Raw genomic sequence first — 19,214 nt, forward strand, 5'->3', positions numbered from 1 at the left:
GGTATAAATTTATTCCATCGCTTGTTTTTGTAAAAGTATTTCTAGTGATTTAAATAAATTTTTTGAAATTAATTCAATTAACGGTACTACGACACTATTACCTATTTGTTTGTAACTCTGACTATAGTTATCTTTTATTTTGTAATTAGAAGGAAACCCCATAATAGCTAGGCATTCTGTAATAGTGTATTTTCTATTTAATTCAACAACGACTGGTACATTATTCCCACCTGTTCCCATTTTTGCAGTCAAACAAGGTGATATCCCATTAGCGCTAAAAGATACCTTGGAAGGTCTAATATTATTTGCAATAATGGGCTCATTATATATTATGTTATTTGATTTTTCTAAAAATGAATTAACATGCTTACTTATGTTTTTTATCGCTGTATCTGATACAATATGCGAATCTTTTATCTCCATTTCAATTATATTCTTTAAAGTTTTACTTAGTTTGATTTTTTCTGGAAAAACAGAGTCTATATCAATGGCAAATTCGTTTCTGACCCCTACACAATACCATCTATTTCTATTTTGAGGAATTCCATAATTTTTTGCATTCAATAGTTTCCAAGAAAATTTATAACCCAACTCTGTTAATATATTTTCAATTGTTTCTAATGTTTTTTCATTATCATGACTAACAATCCCCGCAACATTCTCTAAAATAAAAGCTTCCGGTTTTTTAGATTTTAATATTCTAGCAACTTCAAAAAAAAGTGTACCACGAACATCATTAAAACCAAGTCTTTTCCCTGCTAAAGAAAACGGTTGGCAAGGAAATCCTGCACATAAAATGTTATGATTTGGTATTTCATCATCCTTTATTTTAAATATATCACCTGATGGAAATTCTCCAAAATTATTAAAATACGTCTCACTAGCAAATTTATCTATTTCACTAGAAAAAACACAAGTACCACCGTTTTTTTCTAATGCAAGTCTAAATCCACCTATCCCTGCAAATAAATCAATAAATTTAATTTTCATCGCACTATCTCCTTTTTTTATGAAGTATTGAATCGTTTATTAGGTTAAATATTTCTGAAATTACTGGTGGACTAACTGCATTACCTGATTGTTTATACATCTGTGTATCGCTCATACCAATGTTTTTTATGTTGTCAATAAACGCCTCATCAAAGCCTTGAATGCGCATATTTTCAATTGGTGTTAATTTTCTTACTTTTAACTTTCCATCAACTTCAACTAGTATCTTTGTAGTATCCGATCTCGCCAAAATTGTAGGAGAAATTCCTTCAATAGAATGTACTCTTCTCTGTCTTTCTTGATCATTATGAACTTCTTTGGGAAAATCAAATACTTTTATTATCTTTTTCTCAGAATTTATTTTTGGAATTTCCAAAGAATCTATGTAATTTTGGACTTTTTTACTGTCAAAGTAGTATTTTGAATCTACACTATTCTCTAATATATCTTTTATATATTTATCCTCATTATTAGACTTTAAATCGTTAAAAAAATTAAAACCATTAAAATTATCATCCAAATTCAATTCTTTTTTTAAGCTACTAATTTTTTGACTTCTAAAATCTTCTTTATAAGGTTCACTAGGGAAATTTTTTATACCTAAAATAAAAGTTCTAGACCTATTCTGTGGCACCCCCATTTCAGAAGAATTCAATATGGTAAAATCAACAGTATATCCCAATTCACTTAAAGTCAACAATATAGTTCGTATTGTATTTGACTTATCATGGTTTATTAAGTTTTCAACATTTTCTAACAAAACAATTCTAGGTGTTTTTTCTTTTAATATCTTTGCAACTTCAAAAAATAATGTTCCTCGTGTATCCTTAAATCCATTTCGCTTTCCTGCTATGCTAAAAGCTTGACAAGGAAATCCCCCCACAAGAATATCATGATCAGGTATATCAGTTTCGTGAATTTTTGTTATATCCCCCACTAACATATGATCTGGATAATTTGATTGATATGATAAAGTCGCAAATTTTTCAATTTCTGATGCAAAAACAACTTTTGCAGATATATTTGAGGAATCTATTCCACTCTCAAAACCACCGATTCCAGAAAATAGACTAACCACTCTTAATTCCGCTTTTTTTGTTTCTACACCTTTCTCTGATATATGCTCAACTATATCACCTATATTGCATTTAAGAACATCACATATCCTATCTAATACTTCTAAACTAACAAATTGATTTTTGCTTAATTTTGATAGTGTCTGATTACTAATATCAACAGTATCTCTAAATTGAGTTTTATTTAATTTTTTATCTACCAAAATTTTCCATAATTTATTATATCTAACACTCATTAATTACTCCTGTATGAATATGTTTTTCTGCTATATCAGAATTATATTACCATGTCTTTCGGAGTTTTTCAATTTTTTTGATTAATCTCCCCTCTCTCCATAACCTCCCCTTGTAACCATTCTATCAACTTCACTAAGCCAATAGACACAATGGTTTAAAGCCAAAAAAGAGTTAACAAAACCTTTAGTATCAAGTAGCTTTAGAGCCCCTTTTTTCAGCAATACAGCACACTTCACATAATTAATAAACTATGTGCAACATTTAACGATAGACCTTTTTATTCGTTATAAAGTATGCACCTACCTAAACTCTATCTTTTAGATTTTATGCTATTTTTAGATAAAAAATAAGCCTTCTATTCTTAATTGAATAAAAGCCCTTAATATAAGCATTCCTATTGTATCATTTCTGTAACTTACATTTCAATATAGATAACATCAATTTTACCCTTGTGTGTTTTTTCAAGAAGTTTTAGGGAGTGGAGATTGTCCCCCTCTAATAAAAAATTGTAAACTTCATTTTCTTTTACTGTGATTTTTCTATTCTCATCTTCACAGAATACGGGTATGTTGTGTTCTAACATTTCATCTACTTTTTCTGTGTGTTTTTCCCAGACTAGACCGTATTTTTTCTCGTTAAGTGCTGTTTCAATTTCTCCCAAAGCTCTTAGACTATCATCATCTTGATGTTCCTCTTTTAGTTTATTTAAAAACTCTAGCATTTTCTGTCTTTTTTGCTGTGATATGTTTGCCATGGTTTTTCCTTTCTGTCTTATTTTTTTTATTGTATCATAAAATAGAATTTTATTAAATTTTCCCAAAATAAAAACACCAAAAATTTGGTGTTTTTTTCTTATTTTTTTAGGGTTGAAATGTTTAGTTCTAGTAATTGTTCTAGGTCGACTGGTGATGGTGCTTGTGTCATTAGGCAAGAAGCATTGGCTGTTTTTGGAAAGGCGATTGTATCTCTTAAATTTTCTCTGCCGGCTAGCAACATTACAAATCTGTCTAAACCTATTGCACACCCTCCGTGTGGTGGTACTCCGTATTCAAAGGCGTCTAGTAGGAAACCGAATTGTGAATTGGCACTTTCTTCTGTAAAGCCTAGAGCCTTGAACATTGATTTTTGAATTTCTTTGTCGAAGATACGAATACTTCCTCCACCTAATTCATAACCGTTAAGGACGATGTCGTAGGCTTGGGCGTAGGCTTTTTCTGGTGAACTTTCTAGCAGATGAACGTCTTCTTCTTTTGGCATGGTGAATGGGTGGTGGGCTGCACTGTAGCGTCCACTTTCTTCGTCAAATTCTAGTAGGGGCCAGTTGACTACCCACAGATAATTAAATTTATTTTTATCTATTAGGTCTAAATCACGAGCAAGTTTTTGGCGTAAGGCTCCCAGTGAAGCGTAACATACTTTTTTACTGTCGGCGGCAAATAAAATTAAATCTCCTACTTCTGCTTCTGTGCGTTCTACTAATTCTGCTGCTACATCTTCAGTAAAGAATTTTGCTATTGCTCCGTTAAGTCCCTCTTCTGTTACCTTAAGCCATGCCAGTCCCTTAGCTCCGTAATTTGCGACATAGGATGCAAGATTATCAATATCTTTTCGTGAATATTTGTCGGCTACACCTTTGGCAACTATACACTTAACGGCTCCGCCTTGTTCTACTGCGTTAGAAAAAACTTTAAAATCGCTAGTCGCTACGATATCACTCACGTCTTTTAATTCCATACCAAAGCGTGTATCTGGTTTGTCAGAACCAAAACGTTCCATTGCGTCGTCATAATCTAGTCTTGCAAATGGCAGACTTACGTCAATTCCTTTTACTTCTTTCATGACGTGGGCAATCAGTCCTTCGATGGTAGCAATAATTTCATCTTGCGACATGAAGCTCATTTCCATATCTATTTGGCTGAAGTCTGGTTGTCTGTCGGCACGTAAGTCTTCATCACGGAAACATCGGGCGATTTGATAATATCTATCAAAACCTGCAACCATTAATAATTGTTTGAAAAGTTGAGGTGATTGAGGCAGGGCGTAAAATTCTCCTGGATGAACCCTACTAGGTACTAAATAATCTCTTGCTCCCTCGGGTGTTGATTTTGTTAAAATTGGTGTTTCAACGTCTATAAAATTATTACCGTCTAAGTAATCACGACTTGCTTTGGTAATTTTTGAACGTAGGTTAATTACATCTGCTAATTCTGTACGGCGTAAATCTAGGTAGCGGTACTTCATTCTTAATTCTTCACTTGATAGTGAAGCGTCGTCTAGTACGAATGGCAAAGTTTTTGCTTCTGATAAAATTTCTACATGAGTTACGATAATTTCAACCTTACCTGAATGGATTTTTTCGTTGATTGTTTTTGCCTTACGTAAAACTACTTGCCCCTCGATAGAAACTACATATTCATTACGAATGCTGTCGGCTATCTTATGAGCTTTTTCATTTTTTTCTCCTGAAAAAACACATTGTACAATTCCCATTCTATCACGAAGGTCAATAAAAATTAAATTCCCTAAATCTCTTCTCTTGGCTACCCAGCCTTTTACTGTTACTGTTTGTCCTACAAATCTTTCGTCGATAAGACCTGCATATTCTGTTCTTCCGTATGCTGACATTTTATTCTCCTTTAATTCTTTCTTCTAAATATTTTATAACTTCATTTATGGCTACCCTATCTTGTGTAAAGTTTGCCATATTTTTTACTACTAATTCTTTTTCTTCTAGTTCCTGCTCGCCAATAATTATTGTAAAGCTTGCCTTGTATCTGTCGGCTAATTTTAATTGTGCTTTCATTTTTTTATCGAAGTAGTCGTTTTGAACTTTAAAACCTGCCAAGCGTAAATCATTTGTAAGTTTTACTGCGTAATTCCCTGCTTCTTCTCCCATAGAAACTACAAAAATATCAATATTATCTTCTAAGGGTAAAGAAATATTTTCAGTTTCTAGTGCCAGTAATAGACGTTCAATACTCAGGGCAAAACCGATACCTTTTTCCCCAGCAGGCCCACCTAACATTTCTACAAGACCATTATAGCGACCACCACCACAAAGAGTTTTCAGTTCAACTTCTTTATTGTCTATCATAATTTCAAAGGCTGTATGTGTATAATAGTCCAAGCCTCGCACTAAATTGTGGTCAATTTCATATTTTACTTCTAAGCTGTCTAAGTGTTTAAGCACTTCATCAAAATAATTTTTTGATTCTTGACCGAGAAAATCTAATAATTTTGGTGCTGTCTTCATAAGTTTATGACCCGCATCAATTTTACAATCTAGGATACGCATTGGATTTTTATACAATCTATTTTTACAGTCGCTACAAAATTCATCAATAGAGGGTTCAAAATGTTTTACCAAGGCTTCGTTATAGGCTTTTCTTTCTTCTGGATTGCCCAAAGAATTAATGCTGACTTTAATATTTTCTAAACCGAACGAACGGTAAATGTTATAAGCTAGACTGATAACTTCTGCATCTATCTTGGGACTTTCTTCACCGATAACTTCCACTCCGTATTGCACAAACTGTCTGTATCTGCCCTTTTGTTTTCTTTCATAACGAAACATAGGACCGATATAAAATAATTTTTGGGGTTTAATTACTTCTGCAAAAAGTTTATTTTCTATGTAAGAACGTACCGTCCCCGCCGTTCCCTCCGGACGCAAGGTCAAAGAACGATTACTCTTGTCTAAAAATGTGTACATTTCTTTTTGAACTATGTCGGTAGTATCTCCTACTCCCCTAGCAAAAAGTTCTGTCGATTCAAAAATTGGCGTTCTAATTTCGTCGTAGCAAAAATTATTACTTATTTTTCTAAGCATGTTTTCTACATACTGCCATTTTTTTGCTTCTAGGGGTAGTATATCTTGTGTACCCCTTGGCATATTTATTATATTATTCATGCAATTTCTCTCCTTTTTTCCATAAATTTTTAATTTATATTCTTTGAAATTAATTAAAATATTTTTGTGAATTTTCTCTTCAAATTTTTTAACTTGTAAAATTAATTTTTTAATTAATAATAAAAAATCCCATACAAGCTAGTGCTTATATGGGACGATAATAATTCGTGGTGCCACCCTAATTTATATCAAAATTTATTGATACCTCATTAAAATATTTTTTGTGATAATAAAGTGTTGCTCATTTTAAAATTAATTATCCAGTCTTGCAGCCGACGAACCAGATTCTCTAAAATTAATATTTTTTAAAATAAAATCTTTATTACTATTATTACTTTTTGTTATCTTTAAATATTATAATAATTTAGGCTTGTTGTCAAGACAAATGATAAATTATAAATTATTTGTTGCTAAAAAAATGTGGCTAGCTAGATGGTCGCTAAGACTTATGGTAAGCTCGTCAACTTCTAACTTGATAATTTTTCCTAAACTTGATTTTTCTTTTATAATAATTTTTGAACCTAATTTAATTCCTTCACCTAATAAGTAATCTGTTATTTCTTTTTTTGCAGATAGTCTTTTTACATAATAAATTTTTCCTTGCAAGGCTTCTGACAATAAGACTATATCATCTTCAAGAATAATATTTTTTTGGGGAATTATACTGCCGTGAGGACATTTATTAGGATAGCCTAACATTTTATCCAAACTGTCAATAAAAAAATCGGATACGGCATGTTCTAATATTTCTGCTTCTTCATGAACTTTATTTGTTGGATAGGCTAAATGTTCTAAAAGAAAAACTTCTAAAAGTCTGTGTTTACGCACAACATTAGAAACTAAAATCAGGGCTTCTTCTGTAAGAGTATAGCCTTTAGAATTATCTTTTTCTATTAGCTTAGAATTTACTAATTTTCTTAACATTTCAGTAACTGCTGGTTTTGATACGTTCATAATTTCTGCAACTAATTTATTTGTAACTTTTTCCTTGCTGATACTTATGTTATAAATACATTTTAAATAATCTTCTTTATTAGGTGTCATAGTTATCTCCTTTTGTGCTATTATATTTTATTATTTTTTTTTAGTCAAATTATTAAAAATTTTAAATAAGCTATTGACATAAAATTTTTTTTATGTATACTTAATATTGTAGTTAATCATACTTAACAAAAAATATAAGGAGTAAATTATATGAAAAAATTACAAAAAATTATAGCAATCTGCTTAGTTTTAGTTTTTACTTTAACAGCTTGTTCTAGTAAATCAACAAACAATACACAAACTGACAAAAAAACTGTTACGGTAACTACTTCATTCTTGGCAGATATGACTAAAGAATTAGTAGGCGATAAGGTTAATATTGAAACTATTATTCCAGCCGGAGAAGACCCACATCTTTACGTTGCTAAGGCTAGCGATTTGAAAAAGATAAAAGATGCTGATTTAGTTTTATATCATGGTTTACATTTTGAAGGAAAAATGGTTGAGGCTTTAGAAAGTAGGGGCCAAGCAGTTAGTAAAGATTTTCCAAAAGATAAAATCAATACTATGGAAGAAGACGGAGTTAAGCTTCTTGACCCTCACTTCTGGTTTGATATTGACCTTTACAAAATGGCAGTAGAGGCTGCTTCTAAAGAATTAAGCACACTACTTCCAGACCAAGCAGATTTAGTAAAAACTAATACGACAAATTATCTTGCTAAACTTGATGAATTGGATAAATGGATTAAAACAGAATTAGATAAAATTCCAGCTGAATCTAGATATTTAATTACACCACACGATGCCTTTACTTACTTTGGCAAAAAATATAATGTTAAGGTAGAAGCCCCACAGGGAATTACTACCGAATCAGAGGTTGATAATAAGGCCATGATAGAAACAGTTAATTTAATAATCGAGAAAAAAATTAAGGCCATCTTCTCAGAATCTACTACCAACCCTGAAAGAATGGAAAAATTAAAAGAGGCTGTCGCAGCAAGAGGACATAATGTAAAAGTTGTTACGGGCGAAGGACAAGAGTTATTCTCTGACTCACTAGCTCCTCAAGGGCAAGCTGGGGATACTTATATAGAAATGTATAAGCATAATATTAACTTAATTGTTGAAAATTTAAAATAGAAGATTTAAAATAAAAATAGTACAGAAAATTAAGGAGGAAACTCCTTTTTTCTGTATCTAAGATTAGAGAAGGGGTAAAATTATGGATGATTATGTATTAGAAATAGAAAATTTAAACCTAGTATATCCTAATGGCTACAAGGCTTTAAATAATTTATCTTTAAAAGTTCCCAGGGGAAAAAGAATTGCAATTTTAGGACCTAATGGGGCTGGAAAATCTTCCTTGGTAAAAACTATACTGGGACTGGAAAAAGCAAAATATGATAAATTAAAAATACTCGGCAAGGAGATGAGTAAAGAAACTATTGTTGATAGGATAGCCTATATTGCTCAACGTAGCGAAATAAATTCACAATTTCCTACAAATGTTTTTGATATTGTTTTAATGGGAAGATATGCAAACATAAAAAATTTTTTAAAAATTCCTGGTAAAAAAGACAAGGATATTGCAATTTCTGCTTTGGAAAAAATGAAAATAAGCGACTTAAAAGATAGGCATATAAGCGAGCTTTCTGGTGGGCAGGCTCAAAGGGCATTTATTGCACGAGCCTTAACCAAGGAGGCAGATATTTTTATTATGGACGAACCCCTTGCTGGTGTAGATATAAAAACTGAAGAAATTATTATGAATAGTCTTAAAGAATTTCAAGAAAATAATACAACTTGTATAGTTATTCATCATGATTTATCTAGTGTGAGTAAATATTTTGACTATGTTATTTGGATAAATAAAAATGTGGTAGCTCAGGGGAGTGTAGAGCAAGCCTTTAATGAAGAAAATTATAAAAAAACTTATACTGCAGTAGATTCAAAAATATTTACTTTTGATAAGGAAGTGAATTAGTATGACTATTTTGTTAGATTATTCTTTCCTAACTATTGCAATAGGTACGTCTTTATTAGCTATTGCTGCGGCTTTGGTTGGGTCTGTATCTGTTCTTACTCGTCAAAGTTTAGTTGGCGACACCCTGGCACATTCTAGTTATCCCGGATTAATTTTTGCATTTATTATATTCAATTCTTTTAATCCCGTAATAATGACACTGGGAGCAATGTTTTCTGGCTACTTGTCTTACTATACAGTAGAATATATCGTCAGCCATTCTAAGCATACAAAAGTTAATGCCTTAGCCCTAGTTTCATCATCATTTTTTGGTTTGGGTATAAGTTTAAAAACTTTAACGCAGTCATTCTCAGCAAAATCTGCACAAGCGGGTTTGCAAAAATATTTATTCGGGCAAGCGGCCTTTATAAAATATAATGATATTATTATGATTTCTATTGTTGCTTCGATGTGTATTGTCGTGTTTATTTTATTTTATAATAATTTTAAACTTTATATTATGGACTATAGCCTGGCTAAGCTTTCTGGTTTGCCTGTGAAATTTTTAAAACATCTAATTAATTTTATGATGATTAGTATTATTGCAGTCGGTTTAAAAGTTGTCGGTGCTATTTTAATTTCTTCTTTTCTGATTGCTCCAGCAGTTACGGGCATAATATGGTCTAAAACATATATTAGGGCTTTGATAATTTCTATTTTGTCAAGTGCTTTTGCTGCCCTAACAGGTTCTTATCTGTCATCAATTATTTCTGGTTTGTCAACGGGCCCAGCTATTATTGTGATAATGTCTATTATTTGTTTAACATCACTAGCTCTTAAATCTTTACCAACTTTTAGTGGAGGGAGGAAGAAAAAATGTTAGAAGTTTTTATTGCCTTAATCTTAACAAGTCTGGCTTGTTCTTCTTTGGGAACTATTCTAGTTATAAGGAATGAATCTATGCTAACAGATGCCCTGTCGCACTCTGTTCTTTTAGGAATTGTTTTGGCCTTTTTTGTTAATCCAGACTTAAATTCTCCCCTATTAATTATCGGAGCAGCACTTTTTGCCCTACTAACTATTTTATTAATAGATTGGATAAATACGTCTAAAAAAATAAATCATGATTCTGCGACTGGAATTATTTTTCCCCTACTTTTTTCCATAGCCGTAATTTTAATAACTATGTTTGTTAGAAATGCCCACTTGGATATTGATATTGTTCTTATGGGAGAAATTCTTTTTACTTCTTTGAATAGAACTGAAATTTTTGGTTTTTCCATAGCAAAATCAGTTTTAGAATTAGCCATAATATTAATTCTAAATATTTCTTTTATCGGTTTGAATTATTACAAGTTAAAAGTATATCTTAGCGATCCAACACAAGCAAAATTACTTGGAATAAATACCAGAGTATTAAAATTAATTTCTGTTGTTTTGGTGGCAACTACCTGTATAATTTCTTTTAATTCGGTAGGTTCTATTGCCGTAATTTGTTTTTTTGTTGCTCCTGCCATGTCCAGCATATTTTTAACAAAAAATTATTTTAAAATGCTTGTCTTATCGGGCTTAATTAGTGTAGTAAATGCCATTATAGGATTTTTTGTTGCCCTCTACATGGATATTAATATTGCAGGTATAACTTGCTTTGTTTCTCTAATAAATCTTTTATTGATTATCAATATTAGTAAAATTAAAATAAAATTTCATAAATAAAAAACCAGAAAATATTTTCTGGTTTTATTTTTCTTTTGATGAAAATAGAGAAACTATTGTTTCTAGTGCATTTTTAGTTTTTTCTTTTGCTTCTTCTGTTTCGTTAGAGAAATGAATTTCTCTTTCTGAACGTTTCATTATTTTTTCTTTTATTTCTGCTATTTCTATATTTTCATTTTCTTTTTTTAGGGCTGAGTTATCGAGATTTGTTACCGTGTCTTGCAGGCTAATTTCAGCAATTGCTTCTTCGTTTAGGCTATTTTTTTCAACTTCTTCTAAGATATTTCCACCAACTTCCCTAATTTTTATTTCATTTAAAATTTCTTCTTGTGAAATTTCTTGGGCTTGCTCATTAGAAATATTTGCTTCTGGCACTTCTAGGTTTGCTTCTTCTAAAATATTTTTTTCTTGCTCTGGAATTAATATTTCTTTTCTTACTAGTGGTTCGTGTGCTGAAATATTTTCTTGTCCTAATGCTCCCTCTACTAAGTCTTCATCAAAGATATTTTCTACTTCTTGGTCTGCTAGTCCATCTTTTAATATTACAAATTCAGCAGTCGAAACATTTTCTTTTTGTTCTGGAATTAATATTTCTTGTTCTTTTACTGCTTGTCCATCGATTACTGTATCTTCTTGCCCTGTTTTCTCATCTTCTCTTACAAGATCTTCTTTAATATCAAAGGCAGAGATTAAATTATCTAGTTTTTCCTTAGCTTCATTTTTCTCTTCTTGGCTTACTTCTGCTACATCCTTGTTTTTTATTTTTTCAAGCCCTTGCTTAATATTGTCTACCAATAAATCTTTGTGATTTTTTGCCTTGTTCGGATTTTTGTAGTAGTAAGCTCCCAAGGCTGAAACGACTCCTAGTAATATTCTTCTTGATATTTTCCCCATATTTTTTCTTCCTCCACAAATATTATTAATTTGATTTTAGCAAATATAAGTTTGCTTGTAAAGTTCTAAGCAGGGCAAGTAAATTTATAAATATTAAATCTATTGCAACCAAGATAGGAATAAACTTATTATGGAAATATTGAAGAAATCAATAAACAAGGCTCCGACTATGGGCAGAACAAAAAATGCTACATTGGAATAAGCGTATTTATCACTAAAACTTTGCATGTTGGCAATTCCGTTTGGTGTTGCACCTAGTCCGAAACCCATGTGTCCAGCCGAAAGCACAACGGCGTCATAGTTTTTCCCCATAAGTCTAAATGTTATGTGATAAATATAAAGATAAGCTAGCAAGACCTGAGCAATTAAAAGTAGGGACAAGCTAAGGGCGAGGCCTGTCAGTTCCCAAAGTTTTAAAGTCATCATTGCCATACCTAAAAATAAATTTAGCGAAACATCTTCTAAAATTCTTATTTCTTCATAGTGCAGGTTAAATTTATCAGTATGGTCGCTTATATTTCTAAGCAGGGCCGCTACCAGCATGGGTCCTATGTAACTAGGAAAGTTTAAAAATTTATTTAGAAAGATAGACACATAACTACCAATAAACATGGAAACTAGAATAATAAAAAATGCCTTAGTAAATTTTTCTCCATCAAGTATTTTATTATTAATACCAAATAAAAACTCATCATTTTTTAATTTTTCTTCTTTGGTTGTTTCTGGCTTGATAGCTATATTATGTTTTTTTATTAACCTATTTGCCAAGGGACCTCCTAAACTAGATCCGGCTATCAGTCCAAATGTTGCCGTCGCTATTGCTACCGTACTAGCTCCAGAAGCACCTAAATTTTCTGCTAGGGGGGCTATGGCAGCAGAAGTACCATGCCCACCTGTCATAGGTGTTGACCCTGTCATTAATGATAAAATAGCATTCAAGCCCAGCAACTTGCCTACACCTATCGCCGTAATATTTTGAGCAATAACTAAGCCTATTGACGCTATTAAAAAAGTAGCAACTTTCTTTCCACCGATTTTTAATAATTTCCAACTGGCATTAAAGCCTACACTGGTAAAGAAAATTGTCATAAAAAAACTTTGTAAAGTAATATCAAATTTTATGGATAAAAATCCTGCCTTGTAGGAAATTAAATTTATAATGGCAAATAAAAAACCTCCTATTACTGGTGAAGGTATGCAGTAATTCTCAAAAAATTTAACCTGCTTTCTCAGTATTCTTCCAACTAATAATACTATCACTGCCAATCCTACTGTTTGTATCATATTCATTTTCAATTCAATCATAGTATTGCTCCTTTCAGAAAATAATTTAATAATATTTTATCTAAGAAATATCTTTTCTGCAAATGTTTGTAAGATTTATTTACCGAGTGTGTAAGATTTTATAACGTTTTAAATGATACTGTATTTGGATTTTTCTTTGTTTTTAAAATTTTATTTTTTATTAAAACTCCTAACAAAAATAAAAATTCTAAGGTAAGTAATTACCCTAGAATTTTTTTATTTTTTCAAAAATTTATTTATAAGTCCGCTTGCTTTTTCTACATTCTCTTTGCTTTTTTCTACTGCATTAGTTATTTTTTCATCAGTTTCTTTTTTAAAACTTGTAACATTGTTAGTCATATTAGTTACAGAATTTTGTAAAGTATTTACCGATTTTACAAATCCTTCTGCCGAGTCGAAAAGTGGATTTAATTTTTCTGATTTTTCTTGCATATCTTCTGCTAAAAGATTTGTGTTTTGAAGTAGTATATTTGTTTCTATCATGATAGGTTCAATATTTTTTTCTACTTTTTTAATAGTTTCATTCAAATCTTTAGCTAATTTTATTCCATCATCAGCCATGGCTGTTAAATCTTCTACACATTCGGTAGTTGTCTTTATTGATTTTCTAAGTGTTCTAAGAGTTCTTGCCGCACTAAAGCCCATCGCTAAAACTCCTATTCCTGCTAAAAATATACCTGCATAAGCAATATTTAACCAATCTATATCCGGCATAATATTTCTCCTTTTAACTATTATTTTATTATTAATTGTCTAATGATTTTAAAAATTTTTGTTGATATTTATTAATATCTCCTGCTCCCATAAATAAAATTACAGAGTTTTCTAATTTGGATAGGGTAGAAAAATCTTCTTCCCCTCTTATAACTTTCGCATTCTCATCTACTACTTTTCTCAAATCTTCTATGCTTACATTACCACTCGTTTCCCTTGCCGAAGCAAAAATTGGATACAAGTAAACATCATCAGCCTTGCGTAAACTCTGAGCAAAGCCATCTAAAAATGCTTCAGTTCTAGTAAATGTATGGGGTTGGAAAATTGCTACCACATTTTTATCTTTATATTTTCTGCGTGCCGTATTTATCGTAGCTTCAATTTCTCTTGGGTGATGAGCATAGTCATCAACTATGATATTATTTTTAAATTTATATTCAATAAAACGACGCTGGGCATTTTTATAATTTTTTGCCGCTTCTTGCATTTTTTCTAGTGGAATGCCATTTATATCAGCCATAGCTATAACAGCAAGTGCATTACTAATTTCATGAAGTCCAAAAACTCGCATAACAAATTTTCCGAAAAATTCACCGTGCTTATAAACATCAAACTTACTAGCTTCTTCAGAAGTTTCTAAATTTCTAACTTGATAGTCGTTGCTATCCTTAAAGCCATAAGAAATCATTTGGGCTGAAGAAGATTTTAGTTTTGACGCTAACAAGTCATCACCACAGTAAACGACAGCATCTCTTACCTGATTTACAAATGATTGAAAAGCATCTAAAACATCACTCTCATCTTTGAAATAATCTGGGTGGTCAAAATCAACATTGGTTACTATCGCATGATTAGGTCTATAATGTAAAAAATGACGATAGTATTCACAGGCTTCAAAGATAAATAAATCTGAATTTTTTTTACCCAGCCCTGTGCCATCTCCTATTAAGTAGGAAATGTCTTTTGCATTTTTAAAGATGGTGCTTGCCATTGTTGTTGTAGTAGTTTTACCGTGAGCACCCGTGATTGCGATAGATTTTATTTTATCTGCTATTTTTCCTAAAAACTCACTATATGTGTAGGTTGTTAGTCCTAATTCTTTTGCCCTGACATATTCTATATGTTCTTCATTAAAGGCATTTCCTAAAATTATGGTAAGTCCTTCTTCAATATTTTTTTCAGAATAGGCTAATATTTTTATATTTCTATCTTCTAGTTTTTTTTGTGTAAAAAAATAGGTTTCAATATCTGAGCCTTGAACGTAATATCCCATATCATGTAATATTTGTGCCAAGGGACTCATACCAGAACCCTTTATTCCTATTAAATGAAATTTTTCCATATTCTCCTCCTAATTAAAGTAACTTTTATACAAGCAAATTAATTCTACCCTATATTAGAATTTTTTTCAAGAGTTAGGCAAATATCTAATTTGCTAAGAGTTTAGAAAATACATTATTGATTCTATTCGTCTTGTAGCCCTTGTAGTCATAAGTATAATTTTCATCTGATAGGTGCCACTTTTTTTCTATAAAAAAAGTTTGCAAGCCTAATTTTTGAGCTGGAACAATATCATGATAAAAAGAATCACCAACCATGAGTGTATGTTCCACCCTTAAATTATGATTTTCAATTATTTGTAAAAAAGCCTGACTATTTGGTTTATTTAGCATTGTTTCAGAAGAGATATAAATACCATCAAAAATATCTAAAATTTTCATTTTTTCTAATTTTAATCTCTGCTCTCTTGCTATGCCATTAGTAAGAAGAAAAATTTTGTATTTTGATTTTAATTTAGTTAGGTTGCTAGTTAAAATTTTATCTTCTCTAATATCTGCCAAGATAAATTCAAACATTTTTTCATAATATTTTTGGGCATCTTCTTCTGTAAAATTAAGACCTAGCTCTTTCATAGTTGCCATAATTCTTAAAAATCGTAAGTGTCTTAATCTAGTTTTACCTTGAGAAATATCGGCTAATATATTTTCATTGTATTTTTTAAATATTGCAAAAAATTTTTCGTAACTTGCATATGGGGATAAGTTTAGATAATTATACATATCTCTATTTGCTCTTAACCAGGATTTACTAAAGTCATACAGGGTGTTGTCCAAATCAAAAATTACAGCCTTAATATTTTCTTTCATAAGCACTATTCCTCCACTAAATAAAATGGATAGGTTGCTAGCTTGATATTAAATTTAGTATCCTTTATTTTATCTGTTTCTCCGTCTGCCTGCAAATAATTTTCACCAGACACATTTATAGTGAATTCCTTGCCGATAATTTTGGTGAATTTTGGAGTTTTTTCAAAATGTTTTCCAGTTTTTAAAACGTGGGGTAGTAGTCTTAAAATATCCTTAGCAGAAATATATTTTGCCAAAGCCAGATAAATCAAACCACTATTTTTATGGGCGTCAGGAATTATTTTTATTCCACCACCAAAATATTGATTTTTCATAAATGACGCAAATAAAATATTTTTGTGTTTATAAACTTCTTTATTATCAACAGAAATTTCAGCATCAAAAACACTTCTATTTCTAAAAGCAGCAAGTATCTTAGAAATATAAATCATTTTTCCCATTTTTGCCCTATTAAGAATATTTTTCTTTTTATCTTGGTTGGTTAGATGTGAAATTAGGGCATCAAAACCTATACCCATACCATTCATAGCTACATAGGCAAGCCCCCGTTCATTACTTACCTCTATAAATTCAAGATTTTCTAAATCAACTTTAAAAATATTATCAATAAATTTTTCTGCATCGGCTGTAAGTTTTAAGGATCTAGCAAAATCATTACCAGTTCCAGATGGAAAATATGATATAGGTATTTTTTCTTTAAGACTATGCAGACCATACATAGCCTCATTAAGAGTACCATCTCCACCGACAACAACTATTCTATGATTTTCTTTATATTTATTTTTCAAGGCAATTTCTTGTATTAATATTTTAGTATGTTTTGGATATTTTGTTGTATAAACTTTAAAATCTATATTTCTTTGATTGCAGGTAGCTTGCAGTCTTGCAACTGAACTTTTCCCATGCTCACCACCTGCATTTAAATATACAAGTATAGATATACTATTCATTATTATATCCTTTCAGAAATTAATTATATATATTTTAACATAGAAAAGTATTTTTTAACAATTTAATTGTGTTCTTCCGTATTATAGAATTTTTGTATTAATTACTTTTTTAAAATTTGATTTTTATAAAATTAATTTTTGCTTGTTCTTGATAAAAAATTTTTAGTTTAATTTATAAAAAATAAAAAATTTAGTTTGAATTTTTTATCCAGCTAAATTTTATTATTATCTTACAAAAAAATTGTTTACTTTTACAAAATTAATTTATAAATTTTATTCTTTAAATTATTTTAAATATTATTTTCTAAAAATAAAAATATCTAGTATAAATTTTTATTCATACTAGATATATTAATTAACTTGCTAGAAATTTTATTTTATGTTGTCATTGACATAACTAGGTATTATTTTAACAAAAAAATTAAAATATTTTTCATCAGTGCTATTAAAAAGAAAAAAAGTTATACAAGCAATTTACTTGTATAACTTATCTCATTCCCCATGCTTTTAAGCCTTGAGCCTTGTATGCACGCACTGCTGCATTGATTTGATCTTCAACAGTAGCAGTTGACCCCCAGCCAGGCATTGTTTGGAACAGACCAGACGCTCCTGAACGATTGCGGGCTGATGGATCTCCATTTGATTCTCTTGCTATAATATATTCCCAAGTTGCTGCTGGAACTCCAGTTTTTGCCGCCATTTGTTGAGCTGCATATTCTCCAGTTGCTCCAGCCCTATTTCCATTTGATAAAACTCTACCGCTATAAGAAGTTTTTTGAACAGGCAGTGCTGAACTAGAATTGTTAGAAATATTTTGTGTAGATGATAATAAACCAACTTGGACAACTTCTTCTATTGCTTCTGTAATTATATTTTCTGAAACTATATCGTCAAAAACTACAAGTCCATTTTCTTTTACTACTTCTCTTATTATTTCTTTTTTTCCATTTTTACCTTGAGTTACTACTTTTCTTTCACCTGCTTTTAGTGTAGATTTCTTTTCTTCTTTCCTAGTATAAGGTATTTCTTCTATTGAAGTAGTTTTTTCTTTTTCTATTCTTGTAATAGTTATGGTATCGACAGCTTTTACGTCAGATGATTTTTCTGGACTTACTATGTCATACTGACCCAAGCTAATATTTAATTCTTTTAAAATATCCTCTACTTTTGTATAAGTAGTTTTTCTGACTTCTGTTTTGTCTGCATCCTGTATAAGAATATCTTTAGCCTTAAATATTTTTATAACGTCATTGTTACTAACTTTTGAATCTAAAGACGGTTCTACCCTGTCAGTAGGATTTAGTTTTATTCCTTGACTTTCTAGTATTTCCCTAACAGTTCCTTTTTTAACTTTAACCTCAATTACCGAATCATCTGCATGTATGGCTAAAGCAACTTTTCTATAGTCATCATTAGTTATATAAGCTCCAGAGAATAATACAGTAATAACAGAAATAGAAGCTATTACTTTTTTAAATTTTGACATTGTTACCTCTCTTTATTTTTTATTTTAAATAAATTACAAGCATTATTATAGGTTAGGCTTGCCAACTTTTCGTAAGACATTTCTCGCAAGTCAGCAATTTCTTGTGCAACATATTTAACGTAAGAAGATTCATTTCTTTTTCCCCTGTATGGACTTGGTGTTAAATAGGGGCAATCTGTTTCTAGTAATAACCTATCTGATGGACACAATCTTGCTATTTCTTTCGGAGTTTTTGCATTTTTATATGTTACCGGACCAGCCAATGATATATGGAAATTTTCTTTTAATGCTATCTTCATACTTTCAACAGAACCAGAGAAACAATGCATTATTCCTCCGACTTCTTTAGCATTTTCTTCTTGTAATATTTTTAATGTGTCTGCCATGGCATCTCGACAATGAATTACTATTGGTTTTTTAACTTCTTTTGCTAATTTTATCTGTTTTCTAAATACTTCTTTTTGAATTTCTTTGGGACTTTTATCCCAGTAATAATCCAAACCTATTTCACCAATAGCTATTACTTTTTTATGATTTAAGGCTAAATCTTTTATCATATTGTATTTTTCTTCTGTAAAGTCTATGGCTTCTACTGGATGCCAACCCACAGTCAAATACATTTCATCATAAAGTTCAACAATTTCTAAGGCACGTTTTATACTCTTATCGTCAAAACCGACAATATTTATCAGTTTAACTCCAGCCTCTCTTGCCCTATTAACTGTTTTTTCTAAATCATTTTTAAAAGCATCATCATTAAGATGAGCATGTGTATCAAATAACATAAGCTACTCCTTACCTATTACATTGTAACAAATAAAAATTACAATTAAATATAATGA

17 protein-coding genes and 2 pseudogenes are annotated in these 19,214 nt (G+C 30.7%); 4 read left to right on the forward strand and 15 right to left on the reverse strand.

Annotated features, from left to right (window positions below; all coding sequences use genetic code 11):
• Positions 1 to 9 precede the first annotated feature (9 nt).
• From KMP12_RS03790 to KMP12_RS03815, 6 genes are all read right to left on the reverse strand, one after another.
• The gene (locus KMP12_RS03790) at positions 10 to 990 is read right to left on the reverse strand and encodes a DNA cytosine methyltransferase (RefSeq protein ID WP_215756414.1); all 981 of its coding nucleotides are present in this window, start codon (positions 988 to 990) and stop codon (positions 10 to 12) included.
• 4 nt (positions 991 to 994) lie between these two features.
• Positions 995 to 2,302: a DNA (cytosine-5-)-methyltransferase gene (gene dcm / locus KMP12_RS03795; RefSeq protein WP_215756415.1), complete on the reverse strand. Its 1,308-nt coding sequence runs from the start codon at positions 2,300 to 2,302 to the stop codon at positions 995 to 997.
• Positions 2,303 to 2,718: 416 nt separating this feature from the next.
• Positions 2,719 to 3,057 carry a hypothetical protein gene (locus KMP12_RS03800; RefSeq protein ID WP_215756416.1) on the reverse strand — a complete coding sequence of 113 codons (339 nt, stop codon included), beginning with the start codon at positions 3,055 to 3,057 and terminating at the stop codon, positions 2,719 to 2,721.
• Between the two features lie 98 nt (positions 3,058 to 3,155).
• Positions 3,156 to 4,928: an aspartate--tRNA ligase gene (gene aspS, locus KMP12_RS03805; protein ID WP_215756417.1), complete on the reverse strand. Its 1,773-nt coding sequence runs from the start codon at positions 4,926 to 4,928 to the stop codon at positions 3,156 to 3,158.
• A 1-nt stretch (position 4,929) separates the two neighbouring features.
• Positions 4,930 to 6,204 carry a histidine--tRNA ligase gene (gene hisS, locus KMP12_RS03810; protein ID WP_215756460.1) on the reverse strand — a complete coding sequence of 425 codons (1,275 nt, stop codon included), beginning with the start codon at positions 6,202 to 6,204 and terminating at the stop codon, positions 4,930 to 4,932.
• Positions 6,205 to 6,606: 402 nt separating this feature from the next.
• Positions 6,607 to 7,257: a metal-dependent transcriptional regulator gene (locus KMP12_RS03815; protein WP_215756418.1), complete on the reverse strand. Its 651-nt coding sequence runs from the start codon at positions 7,255 to 7,257 to the stop codon at positions 6,607 to 6,609.
• Positions 7,258 to 7,407: 150 nt separating this feature from the next.
• Between KMP12_RS03815 and KMP12_RS03820 the strand changes: the two genes are divergently transcribed.
• The 4 genes from KMP12_RS03820 to KMP12_RS03835 all read left to right on the forward strand — a co-directional run bounded on the left by KMP12_RS03820 (position 7,408) and on the right by KMP12_RS03835 (position 10,876).
• Positions 7,408 to 8,337: a metal ABC transporter solute-binding protein, Zn/Mn family gene (locus KMP12_RS03820; RefSeq protein ID WP_215756419.1), complete on the forward strand. Its 930-nt coding sequence runs from the start codon at positions 7,408 to 7,410 to the stop codon at positions 8,335 to 8,337.
• Between the two features lie 82 nt (positions 8,338 to 8,419).
• Positions 8,420 to 9,181, forward strand: a complete 762-nt coding sequence (locus KMP12_RS03825; RefSeq protein ID WP_215756420.1) for a metal ABC transporter ATP-binding protein — start codon at positions 8,420 to 8,422, stop codon at positions 9,179 to 9,181.
• Between the two features lies 1 nt (position 9,182).
• Entirely contained in the window at positions 9,183 to 10,043 is an 861-nt protein-coding gene (locus KMP12_RS03830) for a metal ABC transporter permease (protein ID WP_215756421.1), read from the forward strand.
• Positions 10,037 to 10,876, forward strand: coding sequence for a metal ABC transporter permease (locus KMP12_RS03835; RefSeq protein WP_215756422.1), 840 nt, complete (start codon positions 10,037 to 10,039; stop codon positions 10,874 to 10,876). Before KMP12_RS03830 ends, KMP12_RS03835 begins: the two co-directional genes overlap by 7 nt.
• A 24-nt stretch (positions 10,877 to 10,900) precedes the next feature.
• Here the strand turns inward: KMP12_RS03835 and KMP12_RS03840 are convergent, their stop codons facing one another.
• From KMP12_RS03840 to KMP12_RS03875, 9 genes and pseudogenes are all read right to left on the reverse strand, one after another.
• A complete protein-coding gene (locus tag KMP12_RS03840; RefSeq protein ID WP_215756423.1) occupies positions 10,901 to 11,770 on the reverse strand; it encodes a hypothetical protein in 870 nt (289 codons plus the stop codon).
• Positions 11,771 to 11,869: 99 nt separating this feature from the next.
• Positions 11,870 to 13,075 carry a sodium/glutamate symporter gene (gltS, locus tag KMP12_RS03845; RefSeq protein ID WP_215756424.1) on the reverse strand — a complete coding sequence of 402 codons (1,206 nt, stop codon included), beginning with the start codon at positions 13,073 to 13,075 and terminating at the stop codon, positions 11,870 to 11,872.
• Between the two features lie 216 nt (positions 13,076 to 13,291).
• On the reverse strand, positions 13,292 to 13,789 hold the full coding sequence (locus KMP12_RS03850) for a DUF948 domain-containing protein (RefSeq protein WP_215756425.1): 498 nt from the start codon (positions 13,787 to 13,789) through the stop codon (positions 13,292 to 13,294).
• A gap of 31 nt (positions 13,790 to 13,820) precedes the next feature.
• Positions 13,821 to 15,131 carry a UDP-N-acetylmuramate--L-alanine ligase gene (gene murC, locus KMP12_RS03855; RefSeq protein WP_215756426.1) on the reverse strand — a complete coding sequence of 437 codons (1,311 nt, stop codon included), beginning with the start codon at positions 15,129 to 15,131 and terminating at the stop codon, positions 13,821 to 13,823.
• Positions 15,132 to 15,216: 85 nt separating this feature from the next.
• Positions 15,217 to 15,936 carry an HAD family hydrolase gene (locus KMP12_RS03860; protein ID WP_215756427.1) on the reverse strand — a complete coding sequence of 240 codons (720 nt, stop codon included), beginning with the start codon at positions 15,934 to 15,936 and terminating at the stop codon, positions 15,217 to 15,219.
• 5 nt (positions 15,937 to 15,941) lie between these two features.
• Positions 15,942 to 16,886 carry a diacylglycerol/lipid kinase family protein gene (locus KMP12_RS03865; RefSeq protein WP_215756428.1) on the reverse strand — a complete coding sequence of 315 codons (945 nt, stop codon included), beginning with the start codon at positions 16,884 to 16,886 and terminating at the stop codon, positions 15,942 to 15,944.
• A 487-nt stretch (positions 16,887 to 17,373) separates the two neighbouring features.
• Positions 17,374 to 17,643: pseudogene (locus KMP12_RS07540) on the reverse strand (transglycosylase SLT domain-containing protein); the annotation flags it as partial.
• 87 nt (positions 17,644 to 17,730) lie between these two features.
• Positions 17,731 to 18,372 (reverse strand): annotated as a pseudogene (locus KMP12_RS07545) (ubiquitin-like domain-containing protein); the annotation flags it as partial.
• Positions 18,373 to 18,374: 2 nt separating this feature from the next.
• Entirely contained in the window at positions 18,375 to 19,157 is a 783-nt protein-coding gene (locus KMP12_RS03875; RefSeq protein ID WP_215756430.1) for a TatD family hydrolase, read from the reverse strand.
• Positions 19,158 to 19,214 lie beyond the last annotated feature (57 nt).

The organism is Gemella sp. zg-1178, assembly GCF_018790995.1.
Classification (GTDB): Bacteria; Bacillota; Bacilli; order Staphylococcales; family Gemellaceae; genus Gemelliphila.